The organism is Pseudomonas sp. PAMC25584 (assembly GCF_058135675.1).
Genome location: NZ_CM176870.1, coordinates 5,736,503 through 5,760,411, shown reverse-complemented (window position 1 = coordinate 5,760,411; position 23,909 = coordinate 5,736,503). Strand labels below are relative to the sequence as shown.

The 23,909-nt window shown below is 60.7% G+C and carries 18 protein-coding genes and 1 pseudogene; 12 read left to right on the top strand and 7 right to left on the bottom strand.

What is annotated here, in order from left to right:
• Window positions 1-19: 19 nt before the first annotated feature.
• From ACS5Q8_RS27010 to ACS5Q8_RS27000, 3 genes and pseudogenes are all read right to left on the bottom strand, one after another.
• A pseudogene (locus ACS5Q8_RS27010) lies at window positions 20-157 on the bottom strand (DUF3010 family protein); the annotation flags it as partial.
• A 133-nt stretch (window positions 158-290) separates the two neighbouring features.
• Complete coding sequence (locus tag ACS5Q8_RS27005; protein WP_465159639.1) at window positions 291-707, bottom strand: DUF3010 family protein; 417 nt, start codon at window positions 705-707, stop codon at window positions 291-293.
• Window positions 708-748: 41 nt separating this feature from the next.
• The gene (locus ACS5Q8_RS27000; protein ID WP_276195222.1) at window positions 749-1,150 is read right to left on the bottom strand and encodes a lysozyme inhibitor LprI family protein; all 402 of its coding nucleotides are present in this window, start codon (window positions 1,148-1,150) and stop codon (window positions 749-751) included.
• Between the two features lie 219 nt (window positions 1,151-1,369).
• Here ACS5Q8_RS27000 and ACS5Q8_RS26995 point away from each other — a divergent pair, with 219 nt between their 5' ends.
• From ACS5Q8_RS26995 to etfB, 6 genes are all read left to right on the top strand, one after another.
• Window positions 1,370-2,347, top strand: a complete 978-nt coding sequence (locus ACS5Q8_RS26995) for a dipeptidase (RefSeq protein ID WP_017849539.1) — start codon at window positions 1,370-1,372, stop codon at window positions 2,345-2,347.
• A gap of 51 nt (window positions 2,348-2,398) precedes the next feature.
• Window positions 2,399-2,929 (top strand): DUF5943 domain-containing protein, encoded by a 531-nt coding sequence (locus ACS5Q8_RS26990; protein ID WP_276195221.1) that lies wholly within the window; start codon window positions 2,399-2,401, stop codon window positions 2,927-2,929.
• A gap of 16 nt (window positions 2,930-2,945) precedes the next feature.
• On the top strand, window positions 2,946-5,006 hold the full coding sequence (dgcA, locus tag ACS5Q8_RS26985) for a dimethylglycine demethylation protein DgcA (RefSeq protein ID WP_276195220.1): 2,061 nt from the start codon (window positions 2,946-2,948) through the stop codon (window positions 5,004-5,006).
• A 174-nt stretch (window positions 5,007-5,180) separates the two neighbouring features.
• Window positions 5,181-7,124 (top strand): dimethylglycine demethylation protein DgcB, encoded by a 1,944-nt coding sequence (dgcB, locus tag ACS5Q8_RS26980; RefSeq protein ID WP_465159638.1) that lies wholly within the window; start codon window positions 5,181-5,183, stop codon window positions 7,122-7,124.
• Window positions 7,124-8,344: an electron transfer flavoprotein subunit alpha gene (gene etfA, locus ACS5Q8_RS26975; RefSeq protein WP_465159637.1), complete on the top strand. Its 1,221-nt coding sequence runs from the start codon at window positions 7,124-7,126 to the stop codon at window positions 8,342-8,344. The genes dgcB and etfA overlap by 1 nt, the downstream gene beginning before the upstream one ends.
• Window positions 8,345-8,359: 15 nt before the next feature.
• Window positions 8,360-9,130, top strand: coding sequence for an electron transfer flavoprotein subunit beta (gene etfB, locus ACS5Q8_RS26970; RefSeq protein WP_426100002.1), 771 nt, complete (start codon window positions 8,360-8,362; stop codon window positions 9,128-9,130).
• Window positions 9,131-9,814: 684 nt separating this feature from the next.
• Here etfB and gbca read toward each other — a convergent pair.
• Entirely contained in the window at window positions 9,815-11,107 is a 1,293-nt protein-coding gene (gbca, locus tag ACS5Q8_RS26965; protein ID WP_465159636.1) for a glycine betaine monooxygenase oxygenase subunit, read from the bottom strand.
• Between the two features lie 283 nt (window positions 11,108-11,390).
• Here gbca and gbcB point away from each other — a divergent pair, with 283 nt between their 5' ends.
• Complete coding sequence (gene gbcB, locus ACS5Q8_RS26960; protein ID WP_465159635.1) at window positions 11,391-12,491, top strand: glycine betaine monooxygenase reductase subunit; 1,101 nt, start codon at window positions 11,391-11,393, stop codon at window positions 12,489-12,491.
• A 35-nt stretch (window positions 12,492-12,526) separates the two neighbouring features.
• Here the strand turns inward: gbcB and ACS5Q8_RS26955 are convergent, their stop codons facing one another.
• Together ACS5Q8_RS26955 and ACS5Q8_RS26950 are read right to left on the bottom strand one after the other, a co-directional pair.
• Entirely contained in the window at window positions 12,527-13,342 is an 816-nt protein-coding gene (locus ACS5Q8_RS26955) for a nitrilase-related carbon-nitrogen hydrolase (protein ID WP_276195214.1), read from the bottom strand.
• Window positions 13,339-14,784 (bottom strand): purine-cytosine permease family protein, encoded by a 1,446-nt coding sequence (locus tag ACS5Q8_RS26950; protein WP_465159634.1) that lies wholly within the window; start codon window positions 14,782-14,784, stop codon window positions 13,339-13,341. Before ACS5Q8_RS26950 ends, ACS5Q8_RS26955 begins: the two co-directional genes overlap by 4 nt.
• A 278-nt stretch (window positions 14,785-15,062) precedes the next feature.
• On the opposite strand from ACS5Q8_RS26950, the gene ACS5Q8_RS26945 reads away from it, so the two are divergent.
• On the top strand, window positions 15,063-16,880 hold the full coding sequence (locus tag ACS5Q8_RS26945; protein WP_465159633.1) for a flavin monoamine oxidase family protein: 1,818 nt from the start codon (window positions 15,063-15,065) through the stop codon (window positions 16,878-16,880).
• 115 nt (window positions 16,881-16,995) lie between these two features.
• Here ACS5Q8_RS26945 and ACS5Q8_RS26940 read toward each other — a convergent pair whose 3' ends face one another.
• Window positions 16,996-18,036 (bottom strand): threonine aldolase family protein, encoded by a 1,041-nt coding sequence (locus ACS5Q8_RS26940; RefSeq protein ID WP_465159632.1) that lies wholly within the window; start codon window positions 18,034-18,036, stop codon window positions 16,996-16,998.
• Window positions 18,037-18,126: 90 nt separating this feature from the next.
• Here ACS5Q8_RS26940 and ACS5Q8_RS26935 point away from each other — a divergent pair, with 90 nt between their 5' ends.
• The 4 genes from ACS5Q8_RS26935 to ACS5Q8_RS26920 all read left to right on the top strand — a co-directional run bounded on the left by ACS5Q8_RS26935 (window position 18,127) and on the right by ACS5Q8_RS26920 (window position 23,876).
• A complete protein-coding gene (locus tag ACS5Q8_RS26935) occupies window positions 18,127-18,864 on the top strand; it encodes a TraX family protein (RefSeq protein ID WP_276195211.1) in 738 nt (245 codons plus the stop codon).
• Window positions 18,865-19,061: 197 nt separating this feature from the next.
• On the top strand, window positions 19,062-23,411 hold the full coding sequence (locus ACS5Q8_RS26930; protein ID WP_465159631.1) for an RHS repeat-associated core domain-containing protein: 4,350 nt from the start codon (window positions 19,062-19,064) through the stop codon (window positions 23,409-23,411).
• A 22-nt stretch (window positions 23,412-23,433) separates the two neighbouring features.
• Entirely contained in the window at window positions 23,434-23,628 is a 195-nt protein-coding gene (locus tag ACS5Q8_RS26925; protein ID WP_426102262.1) for a hypothetical protein, read from the top strand.
• Between the two features lie 56 nt (window positions 23,629-23,684).
• Window positions 23,685-23,876: a hypothetical protein gene (locus tag ACS5Q8_RS26920; protein ID WP_276195208.1), complete on the top strand. Its 192-nt coding sequence runs from the start codon at window positions 23,685-23,687 to the stop codon at window positions 23,874-23,876.
• Window positions 23,877-23,909 lie beyond the last annotated feature (33 nt).

The following is a 23,909-nucleotide window of genomic DNA, read 5'->3' as shown; positions in this document are numbered from 1 at the left end:
AGTAAATTGTCTGTGTGGCCTATTTCTTTACCAGGGCCGAACACGCCGCTTTGAAGGCTTCATGCTGGTACTTGTTCAGCGTCGTCGGCAGCTCAAAATTGTGCTTCTTGTTCTGCGCATTGAGGGTCTGCGGTGACAGCAGCGTCATGAAACACCCCTTCTCCTGTCAGCGACAACGATCAAATGTGGGAGGGGGCTTGCTCCCGATGACGGTGTGTCAGCCACTCATGTGCCGCTGATCCACCGCCATCGGGAGCAAGCCCCCTCCCACAGTAAATTGTCGGTGTGGCCTATTTCTTTACCAGGGCCGAACACGCCGCCTTGAAGGCTTCATGCTGGTACTTGTTCAGCGTCGTTGGCAGCTCAAAATTGTGTTTCTTGTTCTGCGCATTGAGGGTCTGCGGCGACAGCAGCGTCACTTCAACGCCGTCGAGCAACTGAAACACCCCTTCAATCTTGAACGTGGTCGGGCCACCGGCGAACTCGCCTTTCTTGCTGCGCTTCTTGATTGCGATGCGTTCGATGGCGTTGTCCTGCACGAACGCCTTCACCTGGGCCGCGAAGGCTTTGACGTTGGCCGCTTCATCGTCGTCTTCAAGGGCGATTTTCTTGGTGGCCAGGGCGACGTGGGTCAGCGTCTGGTTATCCAGGGAGGCAACGGCGAAAATGGCTTCGCTGCCTTTGATTTCGATGCCGCAGGTTTTCATGAATGGCCTTGGTTCAGATTGAAAGTGGCAAGGATTGTCGCTTATTCCTGCCCAATCGACTCCAAAAACTCCGACCGCTCATCACTCATCCGCGCCAGGCAATCGTTCAGCTCGATCGCATAGGGTTTGGTGCCGGTCACCGCCGGGAAGGTGTCCACTGCGCAATCGGCGTCGCGCAATTTTTCCCACTTCTGCTGGGCATCCTTCAGACGAGCGGTAATGTCCGCCAGTTGCGTCTTGTTGTTGCCATAGGTCGAACCCATGCGTTCCAGCAGCCCTTGATAGTTATCCTTGAGCAGTTGTTCGGCGGTGGTTTTGTTGTAGGTGGCGCATTCCAGGGTTTGCTTGTCGTTTTCGATGCCATCGCACGGCGTGCTGTCGGTGTCTTCGGCCGCGTGGACGCCGGTTGCGATGAGTGCCAAAGCCAGGAAAATTGATTTCATTGCGCCGTCTCATATCGGTTGATGCGCGAATTCTGGCCCAAGCGTAAGACAAAGAACAGCCGTCAGACAGACCTGTCATAGCGACCTTCGTCGCGGATTGACGCTTTCGGCAATTCCCCTGTCGTTTTTGCACCCGGTCCGGTCGGCCCCTCGGCATATGCTGACCCCAAAGCGCCGGCAGACGATTCGGCGCACGAATCGCCAATAAGGGGACGCCTGATGAGCCCAGCGCAATTACACGCCGACAGCATCGTTATCGACGGGCTGATCATTGCCAAGTGGAACCGCGAGCTGTTCGAGGACATGCGCAAGGGCGGCCTGACCGCTGCCAACTGCACCGTGTCGGTGTGGGAAGGGTTCCAGGCCACGATCAATAACATCGTCGCCAGCCAGACCCTGATCCGCGAGAACAGCGACTTGGTGATCCCGGTGAAAACCACCGCCGACATCCGCAAAGCCAAGGAACAGGGCAAGACCGGCATCATCTTCGGCTTCCAGAATGCCCATGCGTTTGAAGACCAACTCGGCTACGTCGAGATCTTCAAGCAGCTCGGCGTCGGTGTGGTGCAGATGTGCTACAACACCCAAAATCTGGTCGGCACCGGTTGCTACGAACGCGATGGCGGGTTGTCGGGCTTCGGTCGCGAGATCGTCGGCGAGATGAACCGCGTCGGCATCATGTGCGACCTGTCCCACGTCGGCTCCAAGACCAGCGAAGAGGTCATCCTCGAATCGAAAAAACCGGTGTGCTACTCCCACTGCCTGCCCTCCGGGCTCAAGGAGCACCCGCGCAACAAGTCCGATGAGGAGCTGAAGTTCATTGCCGACCACGGCGGTTTTGTCGGCGTGACCATGTTCGCGCCGTTCCTCGCCAAGGGCATCGATTCGACCATCGACGACTACGCCGAAGCCATCGAATACACCATGAACATCGTCGGCGAAGACGCCATCGGCATCGGCACCGACTTCACCCAGGGCCATGGCCAGGATTTCTTCGAGATGCTGACCCATGACAAGGGCTACGCCCGCCGCCTGACCAGCTTCGGCAAGATCATCAACCCGCTGGGCATCCGCACCGTGGGCGAGTTCCCCAACCTCACCGAGACCCTGCTCAAGCGCGGCCACAGCGAACGCGTGGTGCGCAAGATCATGGGCGAGAACTGGGTCAACGTCTTGAAGGACGTTTGGGGCGAATAAGCCAAACACCCACGGGCAACACCACTACGAATTTTCTGGAGTTAAGTTTCCATGGCCAAGATCGCCCCGCAATTGCCTATCGAAGTCGACAGCGAAACCGGTGTCTGGACCTCCGACGCCTTGCCGATGCTGTACGTACCGCGCCATTTCTTCGTCAACAACCACATGGGCATCGAAGAAGTCCTCGGTGCCGAGGCCTACGCCGCGATCCTCTACAAGGCCGGCTACAAATCCGCCTGGCACTGGTGTGAAAAAGAAGCCGAATGCCACGGCCTCGAAGGTGTGGCGGTGTTCGAGCACTACATGAAGCGCCTGTCGCAACGCGGCTGGGGCCTGTTCAAGATCCAGGACATCGACCTGGATAAAGGCACCGCCAGCGTCAAGCTCGAACACTCGGCGTTCGTCTACGTGTACGGCAAGGTCGGGCGCAAGGTCGACTACATGTTCACCGGCTGGTTTGCCGGCGCCATGGACCAGATTCTGCAAGCACGCGGCAGCCAGATTCGCACCGTGGCCGAACAAGTCTACGGCGGCTCCGAAGAGGGCTTTGATTCCGGCCTGTTCACCGTCAAGCCGTTGTAAGTCGAGGAACCCTGCCATGGCTTTCGAAGCAATGTTCGCGCCGATCCAGATCGGCAAACTGACCATCCGCAACCGCGTGCTCAGTACTGCCCACGCCGAGGTGTATGCCACCGACGGCGGCATGACCACCGACCGCTATGTGAAGTACTACGAAGAGAAAGCCAAGGGCGGGATCGGCCTGGCCATCTGCGGCGGCTCTTCCAGCGTGGCGATCGACAGCCCGCAAGGCTGGTGGAAGTCGGTGAACCTGGCCGACGACCGGATCATCCCGCACTTCCAGAACCTGGCCGATGCCATGCACAAGCATGGCGCCAAGATCATGATCCAGATTACCCACATGGGCCGCCGCTCGCGCTGGGACGGCGAGCATTGGCCAACCCTGCTGTCGCCCTCGGGCATCCGCGAGCCGGTACACCGTGCGACCTGCAAGACCATCGAGCCGGAAGAGATCTGGCGCGTGATCGGCAACTACGCCAGCGCGGCAGCGCGTGCGAAAGCCGGTGGCCTGGACGGCGTGGAATTGTCGGCGGTGCACCAGCACATGATCGACCAGTTCTGGAGCCCGCGCGTCAACAAGCGTACCGACGAATGGGGCGGCAGCTTTGAAAACCGCATGCGTTTCGGCCTTGAAGTGCTCAAGGCGGTGCGTGCCGAGGTGGGCCCGGACTTCTGCGTCGGTATCCGCCTGTGCGGCGATGAATTCCACCCGGACGGCTTGTCCCACGAGGACATGAAGCAGATCGCCAAGTACTACGACGACACCGGCATGCTCGACTTTATCGGCGTGGTCGGCTCGGGTTGCGATACGCACAACACCCTGGCCAACGTCATCCCGAACATGAGTTATCCACCGGAGCCGTTCCTGCATTTGGCGGCCGGGATCAAGGAAGTGGTCAAGGCCCCGGTGCTGCACGCGCAGAACATCAAGGACCCGAACCAGGCCACGCGCATCCTCGAAGGCGGCTATGTGGACATGGTCGGTATGACCCGCGCCCACATCGCCGACCCGCACCTGATCGCCAAGATCAAGATGGGCCAGATCGACCAGATCAAGCAGTGCGTCGGCGCCAACTATTGCATCGACCGCCAGTACCAGGGCCTGGATGTGCTGTGCATCCAGAACGCCGCCACTTCCCGTGAATACATGGGCGTGCCGCACATTATCGAAAAATCCACCGGGCCCAAGCGCAAGGTGGTGGTGGTCGGTGCCGGTCCCGCCGGGATGGAAGCCGCGCGCGTTGCCGCTGAACGTGGCCACGACGTGACCCTGTTCGAGAAAAAAGCCTTTATCGGTGGGCAAATCACCACCGCGTCCAAAGCGCCGCAGCGCGACCAGATCGCCGGGATCACCCGCTGGTTCCAACTGGAACTGGCGCGTTTGAACGTCGACCTGCGCCTGGGCGTGGCGGCGAATGCCGAAGCGATCCTCGACCTGCGCCCGGACGTGGTGGTGCTGGCGGTGGGCGGGCATCCGTTCCTGGAACAGAACGAACACTGGGGCGCGGCCGAAGGCCTGGTGGTCAGCAGTTGGGACGTGCTCGACGGCAAAGTGGCGCCGGGCAAGAACGTGCTGGTCTACGACACCATCTGCGAATTCACCGGCATGTCGGTGGCGGACTTCCTCGCGGACAAGGGCAGCCAGGTCGAGATCGTCACCGACGACATCAAGCCGGGCGTGGCCATCGGCGGTACGTCGTTCCCGACTTACTACCGCAGCATGTACCCCAAGGAAGTGATCATGACCGGCGACATGATGCTGGAAAAGGTCTACCGCGAAGGCGACAAGCTGGTGGCAGTGCTGGAGAACGAATACACCGGCGCCAAAGAGGAGCGGGTGGTCGATCAGGTGGTCGTCGAGAACGGCGTGCGCCCGGATGAAGAGATCTACTACGCCCTCAAGCCCGGCTCGCGCAACAAGGGCCAGATGGACATCGAAGCGCTGTTCGCGATCAAGCCGCAACCGTGCCTGAGCGAAGCGGGCGAGGGCTATTTGCTGTTCCGCATCGGTGACTGTGTGGCGCAGCGCAATACCCACGCTGCGATCTATGACGCCCTGCGCTTGTGCAAGGATTTCTGACCCGACACCGAACCAATGTGGACTTGGTCTGAAAATGTGGGAGGGGGCTTGCCCCCGATAGCGGTGGGTCAGCTACAGCTGTATCAACTGACAGTCCGCCATCGGGAGCAAGCCCCCTCCCACATTTAGGGCCCGGTTTCACACTAGATCTGTGTGGTCTGTGGGAGCTTCACCATGTTGAATACTCTTCTTCCGATTCTGCTGTTTGCGGCGCTGGGCCTTGCCGTCCTGGGCGCACTGCGGCGGGCCGCCATGTGGCGTCGTGGCCGTGCGTCCAAGGTCGACCTGCTGGGCGGTCTGCTGGCCATGCCCAAGCGCTACATGGTCGACTTGCACCACGTGGTCGCCCGCGACAAATACATCGCCAACACCCACGTCGCCACGGCGTTGGGTTTTGTGCTGTCGGCGCTGCTGGCGATCCTGGTGCACGGTTTCGGCCTGCATAACCGCATCCTCGGCTATGCGTTGTTGCTGGCGTCGGTGCTGATGTTTGTCGGCGCCACGTTTGTGTATCTGCGTCGGCGTAATCCTCCAGCGCGCCTGTCGAAAGGCCCGTGGATGCGCCTGCCGAAAAGCCTGATGGCGTTTTCGCTGAGCTTCTTCCTGGTGACCTTGCCGGTGGCCGGGATTCTGCCGGCGGACTTCGGTGGTTGGTTGCTGGCTGCGCTGCTGAGCGTGGGCGTGCTGTGGGGCGTGTCGGAAATGTTCTTCGGCATGACCTGGGGCGGGCCGATGAAGCACGCCTTCGCCGGTGCCTTGCACCTGGCCTGGCACCGCCGCGCCGAGCGCTTCGGCGGTGGCCGTTCCACCGGCTTGAAGCCGTTGGACCTGAACGATAAAAACGCGCCCCTGGGCGTGGAAAAACCCAAGGATTTCACCTGGAACCAATTGCTCGGTTTTGACGCCTGCGTGCAGTGCGGCAAGTGCGAAGCGGCTTGCCCGGCGTTCGCCGCCGGCCAGCCGCTGAACCCGAAAAAGCTGATTCAGGACATGGTCGTCGGCCTGGCCGGCGGCACCGATGCCAAGTTCGCCGGCAGCCCGTATCCTGGAAAAGCGATCGGCGAACACAGCGGCAACCCGCACCAGCCAATCGTCAACGGCCTGGTGGACGCCGACACCCTCTGGTCCTGCACCACCTGCCGCGCCTGCGTGGAAGAGTGCCCGATGATGATCGAGCACGTGGACGCCATCGTCGACATGCGCCGCCACCTCACCCTGGAAAAAGGTGCCACGCCGAACAAGGGCGCCGAAGTCCTCGAAAACCTGATCGCCACCGACAACCCCGGCGGCTTCGCACCGGGCGGCCGGCTGAACTGGGCGGCGGATTTGAACCTGCCATTGCTCAGCGAAAAGGGCAGCGCCGATGTACTGTTCTGGGTCGGCGACGGCGCCTTCGACATGCGCAACCAACGCACCCTGCGCGCCTTCGTCAAAGTGCTGAAAGCGGCCAAGGTCGACTTCGCGGTGCTCGGCCTGGAAGAGCGCGACAGCGGCGACGTGGCCCGGCGTTTGGGCGATGAAGCGACCTTCCAACTGTTGGCCACGCGCAATATCCAGACCCTGGCCAAGTACAGCTTCACGCGCATCGTGACCTGCGACCCGCACAGTTTCCATGTGCTGAAAAACGAATACGGCGCCTTCAACGGTGACTATGTCGTACAGCACCACAGCACCTTCATGGCCGAGCTGATCGGCGACGGCGCGTTGAACCTGGGCCAATACAAAGGCAACAGCGTGACCTATCACGACCCGTGCTACCTGGGCCGCTACAACGGCGAATACGAGGCGCCGCGCCAAGTGCTGCGCGCGTTGGGTATCGAGGTCAAGGAAATGCAGCGCTCGGGCTTCCGTTCACGCTGCTGTGGCGGCGGCGGCGGCGCGCCGATCACCGACATTCCCGGCAAGCAACGTATCCCCGATATGCGCATGGACGACATCCGCGAAACCGGCGCCGAGCTGGTGGCCGTGGGCTGCCCGCAATGCACCGCGATGCTCGAAGGCGTGGTCGAACCGCGTCCACTGATCAAAGACATCGCCGAGCTGGTGGCCGATGCGTTGCTCGACGACGCCGTGCCCGCCAAATCACCGATCAAACGTGAACCCGCGGAGGTGCATTGATGAGCGACATTATCCGCCGCGACCCACGCGCGCAATGGATCGCCCGTAACCGCCTGCACCCGCTGCATGCGGCGATGCAACCGGCGCAACACAGCTGGATGGGGCCCAACGGCGTCATCCGCAAAAACGTCCACGGTGTCGGTTTTATCGGCCCCAACGGCATCAAACGCATCGACCGCAGCGGCGCCCAACAAGGCGGCGCGGCGAAGCGCACGGCGGCAGTGGACGTGCAGTTGCCGCTGCATCAGGTGGCGGCCCCTGCGTTCTACATCAACGTGGTGCCGGACATGGTCGGCGGCCGCCTGAGCAGCCACGACCGTGACCTGCTCGGCCTGGCCCGGCAACTCGCCGGCAGTGACGGTGCGGTGCTGGCGGTGGTGTTTGGTGAACACAAAGAAAACGCGTTTGCCACGGCCGGTGTCGACCGCCTGCTGGTGCTGGAAGGTCACGCCTTCGACGGTTATTCACCGGAGCAACGCGTGCAGGGCCTGCGGGCTGTGGATAACCAGTTCAACCCGCGCCATTGGTTGCTGCCGGACAGCCGCAGCGGTGGCGGTGAACTGGGCCGGCGTTTTGCTGCCAGTCTCAAAGAGCGCCCGGCCACGCGGGTCTGGCAGATCAACGGCGAGCAATGCATCGGCCGTGCCGGTGCCGGTCAGCAAGACTTGGCGCGGCCGCTGCCGCGCCTGATCCTGGCCGCCGCTGAATGCGCCGATCCGGTCAGCGAGACCCGTCATGAAGTGCTGCCCGTGGAGTTATCCACAGCCCTGGCGCGGCGCCTGCCGCGCATCGAAGACCTCGGCGCGGTGGCGGTGGACCCGGCGGCGACTCCGATGGCCGAGGCCGAGTTCATTTTCTCTGGCGGCAACGGCGTGAAGGACTGGGCGCTGTTCCACCAGGCCGCCGCCGCCCTGGGCGCCACCGAAGGCGCCTCGCGGGTTGCGGTGGACGATGGCTTCATGGCGCGTGATCGCCAGGTCGGCGCCAGCGGCACCTGGGTCACGGCGCGGGTGTATGTGGCGGTCGGTATCTCCGGGGCGATCCAGCACCTGCAAGGCATTGGCGCCTGCGACAAGGTGGTGGCGATCAACCTCGACCCGGGCTGCGACATGATCAAGCGTGCCGACCTGTCGGTGATCGGCGACAGCGCCGCGATTCTGCAAGCCTTGATCGCTGCGGTCGAGGCCTTCCGCAACGGCGCCAAGCGCGATGCGGCTTAAGCAAAGGATAGGGCCATGAACACGTATGTAATCAGTCTGGTTTCCATCGGCGCCCACCCCACCTCCGGGCGCCCGCGCCGCGCCGAGCAGGACGCGCGCGCGGTCGAGCTGGGCCTGCAGATGGCCGGGGATAAGTTGCAGGTGCTGCATGCCGGCAACATCGCCGAGCCCACGCTGCGCAGCTACCTGGGCATGGGGCTGGCGCAATTGCATGTCCTCGAACAACCGGCCGGCGCGGATGCCTTGCCGGTGCTCAGCGAGTATCTGCGCGACGCCGGTGCCCAGGTGGTGCTCACCGGCAGCCAGGCCGAAACCGGCGAAGGTTCGGGGATGCTGCCGTTCCTGCTCGCCGAACACCTGGGCTGGCCGCTGATTGTCGGGCTGGCGCAGGTGGAGTCCATCGACAGCGGCGTGGCCCACGTGCTGCAAGCCTTGCCACGCGGGCAGCGGCGGCGCTTGAAGGTGCGCCTGCCGTTTCTGGCCACAGTGGATAACGCTGCGCCCAAGCCTCGGCAAAGCGCGTATGGCCCGGCGCAACGCGGCGAACTGGCGGCCCACGAAGTCGAGGTTGCAGAGGATGAGTTATTCACAGGTGCCGTGCTGCAACCGGCCAAGCCCCGGCCCAAGCGGCTCAAGGTGATCAAGGCCAAGAGCGGCGCGGATCGGATGAAGGCGGCCACGGCCAAGGCCAGTGGCGGCGGTGGGCAGGTGCTCAAGGGCCTCAGCCCGGAAGCGGGCGCTGAAGCCATTCTCAAACTGCTGGTTGAGGAAGGCGTGGTTCGCTGATCCTGGACGGGGAGTGTGGTTACCCACAATCCCTGTTGACCCGTCTGTGGATAACCTGTTCGCGGCTGTCCACACCCCCTGTAAATCAAGCCCTGCAGCCCTCTGTACGAAAAACAACCAGGCTAACTCGCGGTTTTTCCTTGGGTTTTTTTGTGTTCAGGGTAATTGTCCTGTGCAGACTTGCCCCCAAAGTCTGTTGGCGCTTCTGTGGATAAGATGTTCGCTTCCCTCTGCAGCCCATATAAATAAAGGCTTGCGCTGATCTGGTTGAAATATGATCAATTGCGGCTTTTTGCGCTCTGAAACGCTTGGATAGCCCGGTTTATGAAGGTTTTAGCGGGTTTTCCACAGCCTCGTCAAAGTTGCCCCCAAAGTCTGTTGGTGCTTCTGTGGATAAGGTGTTCGCGTACCGCTGCAGGGCACGGTTTATATGGCTTACGTGGAGTTGTTCAAAAATTGACCAGTGGCGTCTTAAAACGGCCAAGTCGAATAAGTCACGGATTTTCTTGATTTAATTTCGACGGGCCGGCGCACTTGCCCACAATTGCTGTGGGTGGCTCTGTGGATAAGTTGTTAGGCAAAGCCTGGAGGGCAGGCGTAGAGAGGGGTTTCGCGGGGTTGATCAAGTTTTGATCAGTGCGGAACCCAATGAGGGAGCGAGCAAGCCCGCTCCCCCAGGGTCGGTTACTGGGCGGCTACGCCTTTGAGGTAGGGCGCCGGCGCCGCGCCGAGGTTATTGAGCATGCGCTCGCTGTACCAGTCGATGAAGTTCACCACGCCGAACTCATAGGTCTTGGAGTAAGGGCCGGGCTGGTAGGCGGTGGAGTTGATCCCGCGCTGGTTTTCTTCGGCCAGGCGACGGTCCTGGTCGTTGGTGGCGTCCCATACTTGGCGCATGCGCTCCACGTCGTAGTCCACGCCTTCGACCGCGTCCTTGTGGACCAGCCACTTGGTGGTGACCATGGTTTCCTGGGCGCTGATCGGCCACACGGTGAACACGATGACGTGGTCGCCCATGCAGTGGTTCCACGAATGCGGCAGGTGCAGGATGCGCATCGAGCCCAGGTCCGGGTTCTTGATGCGGCCCATCAACTTTTTGCAGCCCTGTTTGCCGTCCAGGGTCATCGACACGGTGCCCTTGAGCAGTGGCATGCGCACGATGCGGTTGCGCAGGCCGAAGCTGGCGTGGGCGTAAGGGATCTTCTCGGCGTCCCAGGCAGCGGCGGAAGCAGCCACGTGGTCTTTGAAGGCCTGGTCGGCGCGCGGGTCGGTGACGTCGTCCCATTCGAGCAGGGTTTTCAACAGCTCCGGGTGCGAGGCGTTGCAGTGGTAGCACTCGCGGTTGTTTTCCAGCACCAGCTTCCAGTTGGCCTTTTCCATCAAGGTGGTTTGCACCGCCACCTTGGTGTTCTCCATGTCGTAGGGTTCCATGTAGTGGTTCAGGGTCGACAGGAAGTCATCGATGGCCGGCGGGTTTTGCGCCAGGCTGATGAAGATGTAGCCGCCGGCCGTCTTCACGTTGACCGGCTTGAGGCCGTACTGCTTCATGTCGAAGTCGGCGCCCATCTCGGTGCCGGCGAACAGCAGGCGGCCGTCCAGTTCGTAGGTCCACTGGTGGTAATGGCAGACCAGCTTGGCGACCTTGCCTTTGTCGCTGGTACACAAGCGCGAACCGCGGTGGCGGCAGACGTTGTGGAACGCATGCACCACGCCCTCGGCGCCACGGATCACGATAATCGGGTTCTTGCCCACTTGCAGGGTCAGGTAGTTGCCCTTGGTGGGGATCTCGCAGGTCATGCCAGCGATCAACCACTCTTTCTGGAAGATCTCCTGCATGTCGATATCAAACAACCGTTCATCAGAGTAGAACGGCTGTGGCAGCGAGAATGTACGCTCGCGCTCTTGCAGCATCTGCGCGGTGGCCTTGCGTGCGGGTTCCAGCGGATCGCCCAAGCTTAAGGTTGCGGTGACGTCCATCGTATGTGTCCTCATGGCCATTCTGTGTGGCCGGCGAAAAGTGGCTACGGTTAGTGCAGTGCAAGGCGTAAAGAAAGCGTCGTTGTTGGCAGCGAGTGTGGGGCCGCTGTTGCGGTGAACCTTATCCATGGGCGACATGGCCCAATCTGTTCCCGACGCGCAACCCTATGTCGTTGGGGGCTGGTCGCGATAAGTATGTGAATGTCGCAGATAGGTAAATGGGTGGTTCTCGCGTTACGCAGAATCGCCACTATAAGGCCGAGCCTCGGCGGTGGAGAACAGCATGTCCAGCAACTTCCTGAATCCGGTAACCACCCAGACCTGGGCCAATGGTCGGCACATCGTCCGTTGCGTCAAAGTCATCCAGGAAACCTGGGACGTGCGCACCTTCTGCTTTATGGCCGACCAGCCGATCCTGTTCTTTTTCAAGCCGGGGCAGTTCGTCACCCTAGAGCTGGAAATCGACGGTCAGCCGATCATGCGTTCCTACACCATCTCCAGCTCACCGTCGGTGCCTTACAGCTTCTCTGTGACGATCAAGCGCGTACCCGGCGGCAAGGTCTCCAACTGGCTGCACGACATCCTGCACGAGGGCCAGGAGCTGGCGGTACACGGGCCGGTCGGGCTGTTCAATGCCATCGATTTCAGCAATCCCAAGGTGCTGTACCTCAGCGGCGGCGTCGGCATCACCCCGGTGATGTCCATGGCGCGCTGGTATTACGACACCAACGCCAACGTCGACATGACGTTTATCCACAGTGCGCGCTCACCCAAAGACATCATCTATCACCGCGAGCTGGAACATATGGCCTCGCGGATCGACAACTTCAGCCTGCACCTGATCTGCGAGAAACACGGCCTGGGCGAACCCTGGGCCGGGTATCGCGGCTACCTGAACCACAAGATGCTCGAATTGATGGTGCCGGACTTCCTGGAGCGCGAAGTGTTCTGCTGCGGCCCTACGCCTTACATGACGGCGGTGAAGCGCTTGCTCGAAGCCGCTGGTTTCGACATGGCGCGTTATCACGAAGAGTCGTTCGGCGCGACGCCAGCAGAGGCCCGCGCCGACGCGGTGGAACAGGCCGAACAAGCCGCCGACGCGCCGGAAGTCGACCTGGCGGATCTGCATCAGGTCGAGTTCATCGCCTCGGGCAAGAGCATTCGCGTGGCGCCGGGTGAAACCGTCCACGCCGCCGCCGCCAAGCTCGGCCTGCTGATTCCCAAGGCCTGCGGCATGGGGATTTGCGGTACGTGCAAGGTGCTCAAGCTGGGCGGGGAGGTCGAGATGGACCACAACGGCGGGATTACCGAGGAAGACGAAGCCGAAGGCTACATCCTGTCGTGCTGCAGCGTGCCGAAGGGCGACGTGCGGATCGAGTTCTAGGCGCGCTCGTGCGCCCTGCGCGGGCGCCAGGCGTTTCAGTACAGCCCTGGGCGGCGGTCCAGATGAACGTGGTTATGCTCGCTAATGTGTTTGTTCCGCGCCTGTAGCAGCGGCAGGTCGGCGACCAGGCGCTGTTCTTGTTGCTGGGAGACCCCGCCGGCCAGCGGATAGCCGTCCGCATCGACAATGACTGAGCCGCCCACCCAATTCACACCGCGCTCCTCACCGTATCGATCACACGCGGCGATAAACATCCGATTGACCGCCGCATTGGCCTGCACGCGGACGATTTCGCCTGGGCGCTCTGCGGCGGGCCGTGGGCTGTCCGGCCAATTCACTGGCGCACACAGCAGGTCGGTACCGGCCAGGGCCGCCAGGCGGACCCACTCGGGCAGCTCGAGGTCGTAGCAGATCACCACGCCAATGCGCCCGACCGCCGTTTCCACCAGTGGCGGCGGGGCAGTGCCGGCAGTGAAGATGAGTTTTTCGCGGTCCCACAGATGCGCCTTGCGGTACACCGTCAGCCTACCGTCGGGCTCAATCAGCGCGGCGCTGTTGGCCACTCGGCCGGCACTCAGGCGCTCGCAGAAGCCCGCGACGACGATCAAGCCCAATTCGATAGCCAGGGCTCTCCACAGACTCAGCGTCGGGCCATCGAGCGGCTCCGACACCGCTCTGGCTTCTGCCAGGTCATTGAACGCGTAGCCGCTTTGCATGAGTTCGGGCAGCACCACCACGTGGGCACCCAGGGTGGCCGCGCTGCGGATCGCCGTTTCGCTCAGGCGACGGTTGTCGTCGGCGTCGCCCAGGCGCGGTGCCAATTGATGGCAGACAACGCGTATCGGTGTCATGACTCATCGCCTTCAAACAGGCGTTCGCTGGCTTCAATGGCGCGTTGCTCAGCGCTCAGGTCACGCGTACACGACAGCAGGCAGTAGGCAATCGCAGAAACTGCCAGGCCTACCACGAATGCAATATCCGCCCCGTCCAAGGCCTTCGCGATGGGCCCTTGGTAAAACCCCAGCGAGATGAACGGTGTCATCGCCCCCAGGCCGAGGAAGTAGGAAACAAGCCCGGCACCCGACCAGCGGCCGTAGATCCCGTCCGGGTTGAAGATGTCGCTGATTGCGTATTGCCCCTTGCGGACAACATAGAAGTCCGCGAGGTTGACGGCGGTCCAGGGCACCAGGAAATACAGCATCAGCAAGACGAAGGTATTGAAACTCTGCAGGTAGCTCTGCGGGATACTCAAGGCGATGGCAAAAATCACCCCGCCCACCAGGCTGATCCCCACGATGCGCGCCTTGATGCCCGGTTTGATCGAGATGAAGCCGTCAATCGCGCTGATACCGGTCAGCATCGCGCCGTAGCAGTTGACCGCCATGATGCCAACCAGTGCGGGTACGGCGATCAACACGGTAAAGGTGCCAAACCCCGGAAGCAGTTGGTTGCCCACCGCCTGCACGCTGCCGATGGCGTCGGGTGAGGGCAGCGCCGAGGCGAGAAACGCCCCCAGCGACATCAGCCACAGCGCCGAACTCGCTGCCCCCAGGTACGTCCAGGTGATGACCCTGCGCGACGGCGTGTCATGGGGCAGGTAGCGCGAATAATCCGAGACGTAGACGGCGTAGCTGATCTGGTAACCCGCGGCGGCTGAAAGCTGGATCAGAAAGGCCGACCAGGAAAAATGCGCGTCGGCCACTGCCGTGTCGGCCTGCAGATTGATCACGGCCGCGACCGTGAGGACCGCGAACACACTGATCATCACGTAGGTCAGCCAGCGTTGCACGGTGTGCAGGAGGTTGTGGCCGATCACGGCAATCACCACGGCCAGGATGATCATCAAGGCGTACCACGGCGCGCGGTTGCCGGGCAGCACGGTATTGATGGCGTCGGTCGCCAGAATCACGTTGAACACGTTAAAGCCGATGTACACGAACACCACCGCGATAAAGGGCACGATTGCCCCGCGCAGGCCAAACTGTGCCCGCGACTGGATCATCTGCGGCAAACCCATGCGCGGCCCCTGGTTGGCGTGGAACGCCATGGCGAACGTGCCCAGGCACACGCCGATGACAATCGCCAGGATCGCGTACACCAGGCTCAGCCCCAACGCTGCGCCGGTAAACCCGGTGACCAGGGTGGTCAGTACGAAGTTACCGGTGAACCAGAACGGCGCCTGATGCCAGACTTTGCCGTGGCGTTCATTGCGCGGCACGTAGTCAATGGAGCGGGTTTCGATTTTCAGCGCGCTGGATGGCGCAGCCGCCGATCGGTGGGAGGGCGTGTTCATAGGCATCACGGTCTGTTTTTATTGAGTGAGGCTACGAAGAGTCTTGTAACTAAATAAATTATTGAATCGGTATTCGCAAATAGTCACTTCAGGATTTTCTGAACTGATTGCCTAAACCCCCCCTGACAAGGGGTTTGCATTACGAATCAGTTTTTTATTCCTAAGCGATATAGAGACATTTCCTACAAGTATCTACGCTGAGCAGCGCACCCGTCGTATTCGCCCTTCGCAGTTAAGCAGTAGGTGGACGTCCTCATTACATGCCAAGGATGATTGCCATGTCTGCTATTCCCTCCCGCAGTAAAGGCGCCGCGCGCTTGCTTGCCAACGATGTCACTGCACTTGTTCCAGACTTTCCTTTTCATTACGCCCGGTTTCTCGATACGGCCGCCCGTAACGGCACGCCGTTGGCGCAGGTATCCCGCCTGGCATATGGCAGCCAGGTATTGATCGTCGGCGCCGGAGTCGCTGGAATGGTGGCGGCGTATGAAGCCATGCGCATGGGGTTGCACCCGGTGGTGGTAGAGGCCAGTGACCGCATCGGTGGGCGACTGTATTCCTATGTGGTGGGTGATCCGCAAGATTCTACGAACAGTGTTATCTGCGAAATGGGTGCCATGCGCTTTCCTGTTTCAGGCAAGGCGTTGATGCACTATTTCGACAAAGTTGGCATGCGGGCCAACTCGACGGAGTTTCCCAATCCGGGGTCGCCTTTTACCCCCAGCACGGTCGTCGACTACCAGCAAAAACAGGTTTATTACGAAGGCGATAATCTGCCGGTTGATTACGCTGAGATCGAGCGCAAGTTATTCGAAGTATTTCTTGAGCAGGATCCGATCAAGTTCACCGAGATGGAAGCGGCAATGTCCGAGGGCAGCCTTGATCAGGCCAGGATCAAAGCCTTGTGGAACGCGATCCTTGATGCAGGTTGGGACAACCTCAGTTTTTTTGCCGCGATGGTCGAGCAGGCGGGTTGGAGTCGCGAAGATATCGATCTGTTTGGCCAGATCGGCTTCGGCACTGGCGGTTGGAACACCGATTACCCGAACTGCTTTCTGGAGGTGTTACGGGTGCTGTATACCGGGCTGGATACCAACCACAAGCTGATGTATGACGGCTCCAGCGAGCTGCCAAACCGGCTTTGGACGCGTGCCCCGGACACCTTCAACGACGCCATGGTCCATTGGCCTGTGGGCACCACCGTCCAAGGCCTGACTACCCAGGTCATCGCTCAGCCTTTGAAGCAGGAAGTGCGGCAGATCCTGCGGCGGCAGGATGGCGAGTTCGACGTGTGGGTGTTTGATCACAACCTGGGAAGCGACCGCCAATACACCTTTCCTGCCGTGGTCTATACCCCGCACAAACGGGTCCTCGACAAATTCCGTTATATGGATGGCGCTGCCCGCTTCAACGCGATGAATGACCTGTTATCCGGCAAGGAATGGGAAGCGGTGATGTACACCCATTACATGCAGTCGGCAAAAATCTTCGCGCAAACCAAACGACCGTTCTGGACCGACAGGGAGGCTGATTCGCAGTACAGGATGAGTGTGACGTTGTCGGATCGAATCACCCGCGGCACCTACCTGCTGGACTATGGCGATAGCCCGGGACCTCACAACGGCAGTGGCCTGTTTTTGTCTTACACCTGGAATGATGACGCCCTCAAATTCCTGGGTGATCGCAGTGCGCCGCTGCCGTCCCACGTGCAGTTATGCACAACCCTGCTGGATAGCGTGTATGCCCCTCATCAGTTGAATCTGGCCGCTGAGTTCGGCATGACCAACCCGTTTGTTGAAATCAACTGGGAAGAGCAGCCGTTTTTCCTGTGCGCGTTCAAAATGAACCTGCCGGGACAGTACGAGTACCAGCGCTTGTTGTTTTCTCAGTTCATGAACGGTGTGTCGAGCGCGAACCCCGATGGCTTCATTCTCGCGGGTGACGACGTTTCGTGGACGGGAGGCTGGGCGGAAGGGGCGGTGACGACGGCCTTGAACGCCGTCAATAAACTGGCGGTGAAATTCAACGGCGGGACCCATCTCACCAACCGCGGCCCCATTGATGAATGGCAAGCGCTTCAGCCGAAGGCCTTGTGAACATACGTGGGTGAGCCAGATGCGCGAGCGGTAGGCGTTGGGCGTTAAATCATGCGCCAGCCAGTTGCTGCAGGCCCGCGCCGCAGGTCATGAGCCTGCGACGCGGGCCGTCGTTTCAGGCGCCCATCACTTCACGAATATCCGCCGCCAGTTCGCGCACGCGTTCTTCCTCGGTGTCCCACGCACACATGAAGCGCGCGCCGCCTTTGCCGATGAAGGTGTAGAAGCGCCAGCCCTTGGCCGTCAGCGCGGCAATGGCCGGCTCCGAGAGTTGCAGGAACACGCCGTTGGCCTGCACCGGAAACATCAACTCGACCCCTGGAATATCCGCCACCAGGCTGCTCAACAACTGCGCGCAGTGGTTGGCGTGGCGCGCGTGTTTGAGCCAGGCGTGGTTTTCCAGCAGGCCCACCCACGGGGCCGAGAGGAAGCGCATCTTCGACGCGAGCTGGCCGGCCTGTTTGCAGCGGTAGTCGAAGTCTTCGGCCAGGGCGTGGTTGAAGAACAGGATCGCTTCGCCCACGGCCATGCCGTTTTTCGTGCCGCCAAAGCACAGCACGTCCACCCCGGCTTTCCAGGTCAGGTCGGCCGGTGAACAGCCGAGGAACGCGCAGGCGTTGGCAAAGCGCGCGCCGTCCATGTGCAGGTTCAGGCCGAGCTCTTTGCAGGTGGCGCTGATGGCGCGGATTTCTTCCGGGGTGTACACGCTGCCGACTTCAGTGGCCTGGGTGAGGGTCACCACGCGGGGTTTGGGGTAGTGGATATCCTGACGCTTGAGGGCGATCTCGCGGATCGACTCCGGGGTCAGCTTGCCGTTTTCGGTGCGTGCGGTGAGCAGCTTGGAGCCGTTGGAGAAAAACTCCGGCGCGCCGCATTCGTCGGTTTCGACGTGGGCGGTTTCCGAGCAAATCACGCTATGGTAGCTCTGGCACAACGAGGACAGCGCCAGCGAGTTGGCGGCGGTGCCGTTGAAGGCGAAGAACACTTCGCAGTCGGTCTCGAACAGGTTGCGGAAACCGTCGGCGGCGCGGTGGGTCCATTCATCATCGCCATAGGCGCGTTGATGGCCGTGGTTGGCTTGTTCCATGGCGGCCCAGGCTTCCGGGCAGATGCCGGAATAGTTATCGCTGGCGAATTGTTGGCTCTTGTCGGTCATGGCCCATTCCTGTGGTCGATGTTGGTGCGCACTGTAACCAAGATTGTCGGGCGTGCGCACGCACTGTAAATGCAAAGTCACTGGGGAATTATGCACGGTACTGAAACGTTTCCTGTCGGACGCGTCCGCGATGGCGCTTTGGATTTGCTTAAGTGGCTGGCGCTGCTGAGCATGGTACTGGACCACTTGCGTTATGTCGGGTTGAGCCTGGACGGCCTGTATGTGCCGGGACGCCTGGCGTTCCCGTGGTTTTGCCTGGCGATTGCGGCGAATGTGCATCGGATGCGCAACGTAGCGCTCACCGGCCAATGGCGTTACCTGGGCTGGCTGGTGCTGTTCAGCGTGATCAGCGAAGTGCCGTACCGGCTGTTTATCGACGATGCCGATACGTTGAACGTGTTGCCCACATTGGCGCTGGGCCTGCTGGTTGCCCGAGGATGGCAGCAGAAGGCGCTTGTTGATCGAGGATTGGCACTGATTGCCCTGGCGATAGGCGCTGTATTTTCCACGCAGCTGATGTTCGGTTTCTTTGGTGTGTTGCTGCCGTTGGCGATGCTGGTGGTGTTTCGTCGGCCATGGTATTTCAGCGTGTTGCCGGGGCTGCTGTGTGTGGCTGCCAATCAATGGCAAATCCTGCTCGATAGCGGCACGCCGGTGGCGCTGATGGGATTGAGCGCCTGCCTGCTTGCGCCGCTGCTCGGCCTGGTCCTGTTGCGACACACCCAAAACACCTCGCCACCGGCCATGCGCCGCTGGGCGTATGCCTTGTATCCCGCACATTTCCTGCTGTTGCTACTGGTCCGCGAAGCCATAGCCAACCCCTTTTAGGGATCAACCCAATGCTCTATGAGCATCAAAAATCTCATGGGGCATCTGATTTCTGTCCTCGACTGGAAACGTGTTCATTTTCTTTTATGGCTATCTGCATTGGGAAAGTTCTTACGAGAATCTCGGAAAGTCTCACCTGAGCAATACCGTCACTGCGTGATTTGATCCGAGTCTTTTTCAGACACGGATCGTTACGCATGACTGACACGCCTTGGGCTGCCCGCGAGGGCGATGCACTTCTGCACAGTTCCATGCTGGCCGACGTTTTAGGCGGAGTCCTGGAGATTGCCGCCAGCGTGGCCGTGACGGCCTTGGCGACAGCGGCGGTGGTTGCGGCGGCGGGTGTCACCGTGGCGACTGGCGGTCTCGGCTGCGTGGTACTCGGCGCTGTGGTGGGTGCGGTGGTCGGCGTCGGCATGAGCAAAACCGGCGCGGATAAAGGCCTCTCGCGATTATGTGAGTATTTCGCCAATGCCCTGTTTCCTCCCGTCATCGACGCCTTCATCAGCAGCGGTTCGCCCAACGTATTCATCAACGGTAAACCCGCTGCGCGGGCGGCTGGCAAAATCTCGGATGTAATCGCAGCGCCAGGTGGTGAGCCTGCTTATCTGGATATCGCTGAAGGGTTTTTCTCTCAGCTATGGCGCCCGACTGCCGCTACTCCGGTGGCGGGCGCGGTGCCTTGTCCTGGCGATAAAGTCGACTGCCATAAACACCCGCCGATGCCAGAGCAATACATGGCCGAGGGTTCCAGTCGCGTATTTATCAACGGCCAGCCCGCCGTGCGCAGTGGGGATCGGAGCACCTGCGAGGCCAAGGTTGGGACGGTACAGATTTCGCCGAATGTGATCATCGGCGGAGCGCCCGTGGTGGTTCGCGAGATTCGCAGCGGCAAGACGCCCGGTGTCGGGCTGGCGGTGACGGCGCTGCTGACGTTGCGCGGCGGTGGCGCGAAATTCTTCAGCAAGTTGCCGTGCATGGCCGTGGGCGGGCTGGTGTCGTGGGGCAGCGGCCAGGTGAGCAATGCGTTGACCGCTGCGGCCGCAGGTTCGCCCAACCCGGTACACAGCGCCACGGGCGCGAAAGTTCTCGACGGTGAAGACGACGTGGACTTCGCCCTGCCGGGCCTGTTGCCGATCGAGTGGCAGCGTTACTACAGCAGTCGGGATGAACGCCGCGATGGCCTGTTCGGCGCCGGTTGGAGTGTGATCTACGAAGTCTTCGTCGAGACGGGTGGGCTTCCCGAGGGCGGCGAGCGCCTGGTCTACACCGACGAGCAGGCCCGGCAGATCGACATGGGCGTGATCCCCTTGGGCGGCGCGGTGTTCAGCGCGGGCGAAGGCCTGAGCGTGCGGCGCCATGCCGACGGGCAGTTGCTGATTGAAAGCGTCGACGGGCTCTATCGGCTGTTCGAACCAACGCCCGGCAACCCGTCGCACCTGCGCCTGAGCCAGTTAGGGGACCGCAACGACAACCGCATCCTCCTCGACTATGACGCCCAAGGTCGCTTGAGCCGGTTACGCGATTCCTTCAATGATGTGCGAATCGAGCTGGGCTACAGCCAGCAAAAACTCGGGCGGGTCGAGCAGATTGAACGGCTGTTCGCCGACCACAGCCGCGAAACCCTAGTCAGCTATGCCTATGACGCTCATGGCGACCTGGCCGAAGTTCGCGATACTTCCGGGCATCTACAGCGCCGCTTTGCCTACGACAGCGGCCGGCACATGGTCGAGCACCAACGGCCTACCGGGCAGCGCTGCTATTACCAGTGGGCCTGTGTGGACGACGCCGAATGGCGCGTGATCCGACACTGGACCGATGAGGGCGACGACTACCAGTTCGACTATGACCTACACGCTGGGATCACGCGGATTACCGATGGCTTGCAACGGGTCAGCACCCGTCGGTGGAATGCCCAGTACCAGATCACCGAATACACCGACAACCTCGGCCAAACCTGGCAATTCGAATGGAATGACGAGCGCCAGTTGCTCGGTGCCACCGATCCTCAGGGCGGTCAGTGGAGGTTCGGTTACGACGAGTCCGGCAACCTGTGCGAGACGCAAGATCCGTTGGGGCCGATCGAATCCACCTTGTGGCTGCAGCATTGGTCGCTGCCGTTGGTGGAAACCGATGCCGCCGGACAGGCCTGGCAATACCGGTACGACCCGCGCGGCAACTGCGTCAGCGAAATCGATCCACTTGGTCAGACAACGCGCTATCGATACGACCGCTTCGGCCAAGCAGTGGAAATCATCGACGCCACCGGCAAAAGTAAAAAGCTGCGCTGGAACCCGTTCGGGCAACTGGTCGAGCATGTCGATTGCTCAGGCTACCCCACGCGCTTTCGCTACGACGAGCGGGGCTATTTGCAGGTCATCACCGACGCCCTCGGCGAACGCACTCAATTTAGCTACAACGCTCAAGGACGCTTGCTCAGCAGCCAACTGCCGGACGGGCGCACCGAGCAATATCAGCGTGATGCAAGCGGTCAGTTGGTGGGCTATACCGACCCCGCCGGTCACACCACGCTCTACCAGCACAACCGTCGCGGCCAGGTACGCCAGCGTACCGATGCCCATGGCCGGCAGGTGCAATTCGGGTATGACAGCTACGGGCGACTGCAAGCGCTGACCAACGAGAACGGCGAACGTTATCGGTTTGCCTGGGATGCCGGGGATCGGTTGACCGAGCAACAAGACCTTGACGGCAGCGCCAAGCGCTACGACTACGACCGGCTGGATAACATCACGATGGTGACCGCCTTCGCGGCACCTTACGGAAACGGCCTGGCCCTGATTCCCGAGACACCTCCCGCCCCCATCGTGCATCGGCTGGAGCGCGATGCGGTTGGCCGGTTGATTGCCAAGACCACCGACGATGGCCGCACCCACTACAGCTACGATGCGGTGGACCAGCTAACCGCCGTCACCTTCACCGACTTGCAGGGCAATACCCAAGCCCTGGGTTTCGCTTACGACGCCCTTGGCCAGTTGCTTGCCGAACAGAGTTCAGCGGGCAATCTGCACCACCACTACGACGAACTCGGCAACCTGATCCAAACGCAACTGCCCGATGGCCGCTGGCTCAATCGCCTGTACTACGGCAGCGGCCACCTGCACCAGATCAACCTCGACGGCCACGTCATCAGCGACTTCGAACGCGACCGCCTGCACCGCGAAGTGCTGCGCACCCAAGGCCAACTCAGCACCCGCAGCGAATACGACCGCAGCGGCCGCCTGCGCGCACGCCAGCGCCGCCACGCCAGCCAGCCCTCGTTGATGCCGGCAGCGGCGCAAAAGCACTTCGAGTACGACCCCGCCAACAACCTGATCTGCCGCCGGGAAGACGAACACCGCGAACTGCTGCACTACGACGCCACCGGCCGCATCATCGCCACCCAGGACAACATACAAGGCCAACGCGAAACCTTCGCCTACGACGCCGCCGCCAACCTGCTCGACGGCCCGCAACCCGGCGCCGGGCTGGTGGTGCATAACAAACTGCTGACCTACCAGGACAAGCGTTACCGCTACGACGGCTTCGGCCGAATGATCGAAAAGCGCAGCGCCAAACGCGGCGTACAGCGCTTTGCCTACGATGCTGAACACCGCTTGATCCAAGTGCGCAGCCAAAAAGGCGAGCGAGAAACGGTCGTGAACATGACCTACGACCCGCTCGGTCGACGCATCACTAAAACCGAACACGACAGCCGGGGTTATGCGCTGGGAGAAACCCGCTTCACCTGGGATGGCCTGCGCCTGCTGCAGGAGCATCGGCATAGTCAAACCAGCCTGTATCTCTATGAGGACGATGGCTACACGCCGCTGGCCCGGATTGATGGCGTGGGCGAACACCAGAGCGTGCGCTATTACCACAACGACTTGAATGGGTTGCCGGAGCAACTGACGGAAGCTGATGGGAAAACGGTGTGGCGGGCGACTTATCGGGTGTGGGGGAACACGGTAGAAGAGGTGTGTGAGCCTTACTACATTGAAGAGCAGAACCTGCGGTTTCAGGGGCAGTATCTGGATCGGGAAATCGGGCTGCACTACAACACGTTTCGGTTTTACGATCCGGATGTGGGGCGGTTTACGACGCCGGATCCGATTGGTCTGGCGGGCGGTCTGAACCTATACCAATTTGCATCGAACCCAGTTGGCTGGGCTGATCCTTGGGGATGGAAGTGCTGGAGTACTGCTAGGAAAGACCACTGGAAAGAAGGGGCACGTACAGCTCCTAAGGGTAAGTACTCTGCTAAGAATCTGGCGCGGATGTCGGAAGGAAAAGCGCCCAGGATGAAAGTGGAGATCCGTTACCGTGACAGCGCGAGGAATCGAAGACTCAAGCGTGTCGGCACGAAGAGGGAGATAGATATATCGATGGAGCTGAACCATCAATACATTCCTCAGCGCTCCGGCTCGAAGGTCGCTCATGAGGATTGGAATTTGACCAAAACCACACCTTGGGGGCATGAGTCGATGGACAAGTATCGCCATACTGGTTGGGGTGTGGTGAGAGTTGTAAAAACAACCGGGCAATTGTGATACGGGACTTATAGGAGAGAACATGAATGAGTTGACGGATTTTCACGTTTTTTGGGGCGCTGCAATGGGGGTCGCACAAAAGCAATCCGCTTCCATGGAAGCCGATGGCGCAGAGGAATTTGCTCGATCGTTGTATGACGATTATGTAGAGCAAGGCGCTCCAAAAAATAAAAAAAATGGCTGTCTGAGCGCCTTAAAAGTGAGTTTCTTTGTTTGAAAGAAAAACCCGTATGGGTAGGAGAGCCCGCCTGGTTGTATCACCAGGGGCGCCCCATGGCCTTTCTACATCAATTTTTAATATCACCTTCGGCGCTGCACTTAGGAGAAAAAATGTCATTGGGCGATACCGTCTATGTGTTTGGCTCAAAACACATCGTCGAAAAATCGAAAGAGAGTGGCTGGACAGTAATCTATCGAATAGCTGTGCAAACATTTGAGGGTGAAACGGTAACGGAAATTTCATAAGTTCAGTTTTGGAAAGGGAATTAAATGAACTTG

Bases quoted from the DNA above. Each gene is read 5' to 3' on its own strand.
- dgcB (WP_465159638.1), top strand. From the start codon at position 5,181: ATGTTGAATACTCTTCTTCCGATTCTGCTGTTTGCGGCGCTGGGCCTT.
- ACS5Q8_RS26925 (WP_426102262.1), top strand. From the start codon at position 23,434: ATGAATGAGTTGACGGATTTTCACGTTTTTTGGGGCGCTGCAATGGGG.
- ACS5Q8_RS26920 (WP_276195208.1), top strand. From the start codon at position 23,685: ATGGCCTTTCTACATCAATTTTTAATATCACCTTCGGCGCTGCACTTA.
- ACS5Q8_RS27005 (WP_465159639.1), bottom strand. From the start codon at position 707: ATGAAAACCTGCGGCATCGAAATCAAAGGCAGCGAAGCCATTTTCGCC.
- ACS5Q8_RS26945 (WP_465159633.1), top strand. From the start codon at position 15,063: ATGTCTGCTATTCCCTCCCGCAGTAAAGGCGCCGCGCGCTTGCTTGCC.
- gbcB (WP_465159635.1), top strand. From the start codon at position 11,391: ATGTCCAGCAACTTCCTGAATCCGGTAACCACCCAGACCTGGGCCAAT.
- dgcA (WP_276195220.1), top strand. From the start codon at position 2,946: ATGGCTTTCGAAGCAATGTTCGCGCCGATCCAGATCGGCAAACTGACC.
- ACS5Q8_RS26995 (WP_017849539.1), top strand. From the start codon at position 1,370: ATGAGCCCAGCGCAATTACACGCCGACAGCATCGTTATCGACGGGCTG.
- gbca (WP_465159636.1), bottom strand. From the start codon at position 11,107: ATGGACGTCACCGCAACCTTAAGCTTGGGCGATCCGCTGGAACCCGCA.
- ACS5Q8_RS26955 (WP_276195214.1), bottom strand. From the start codon at position 13,342: ATGACACCGATACGCGTTGTCTGCCATCAATTGGCACCGCGCCTGGGC.
- ACS5Q8_RS26990 (WP_276195221.1), top strand. From the start codon at position 2,399: ATGGCCAAGATCGCCCCGCAATTGCCTATCGAAGTCGACAGCGAAACC.
- ACS5Q8_RS27000 (WP_276195222.1), bottom strand. From the start codon at position 1,150: ATGAAATCAATTTTCCTGGCTTTGGCACTCATCGCAACCGGCGTCCAC.
- etfA (WP_465159637.1), top strand. From the start codon at position 7,124: ATGAGCGACATTATCCGCCGCGACCCACGCGCGCAATGGATCGCCCGT.
- ACS5Q8_RS26935 (WP_276195211.1), top strand. From the start codon at position 18,127: ATGCACGGTACTGAAACGTTTCCTGTCGGACGCGTCCGCGATGGCGCT.
- ACS5Q8_RS26930 (WP_465159631.1), top strand. From the start codon at position 19,062: ATGACTGACACGCCTTGGGCTGCCCGCGAGGGCGATGCACTTCTGCAC.
- ACS5Q8_RS26950 (WP_465159634.1), bottom strand. From the start codon at position 14,784: ATGAACACGCCCTCCCACCGATCGGCGGCTGCGCCATCCAGCGCGCTG.
- ACS5Q8_RS26940 (WP_465159632.1), bottom strand. From the start codon at position 18,036: ATGACCGACAAGAGCCAACAATTCGCCAGCGATAACTATTCCGGCATC.
- etfB (WP_426100002.1), top strand. From the start codon at position 8,360: ATGAACACGTATGTAATCAGTCTGGTTTCCATCGGCGCCCACCCCACC.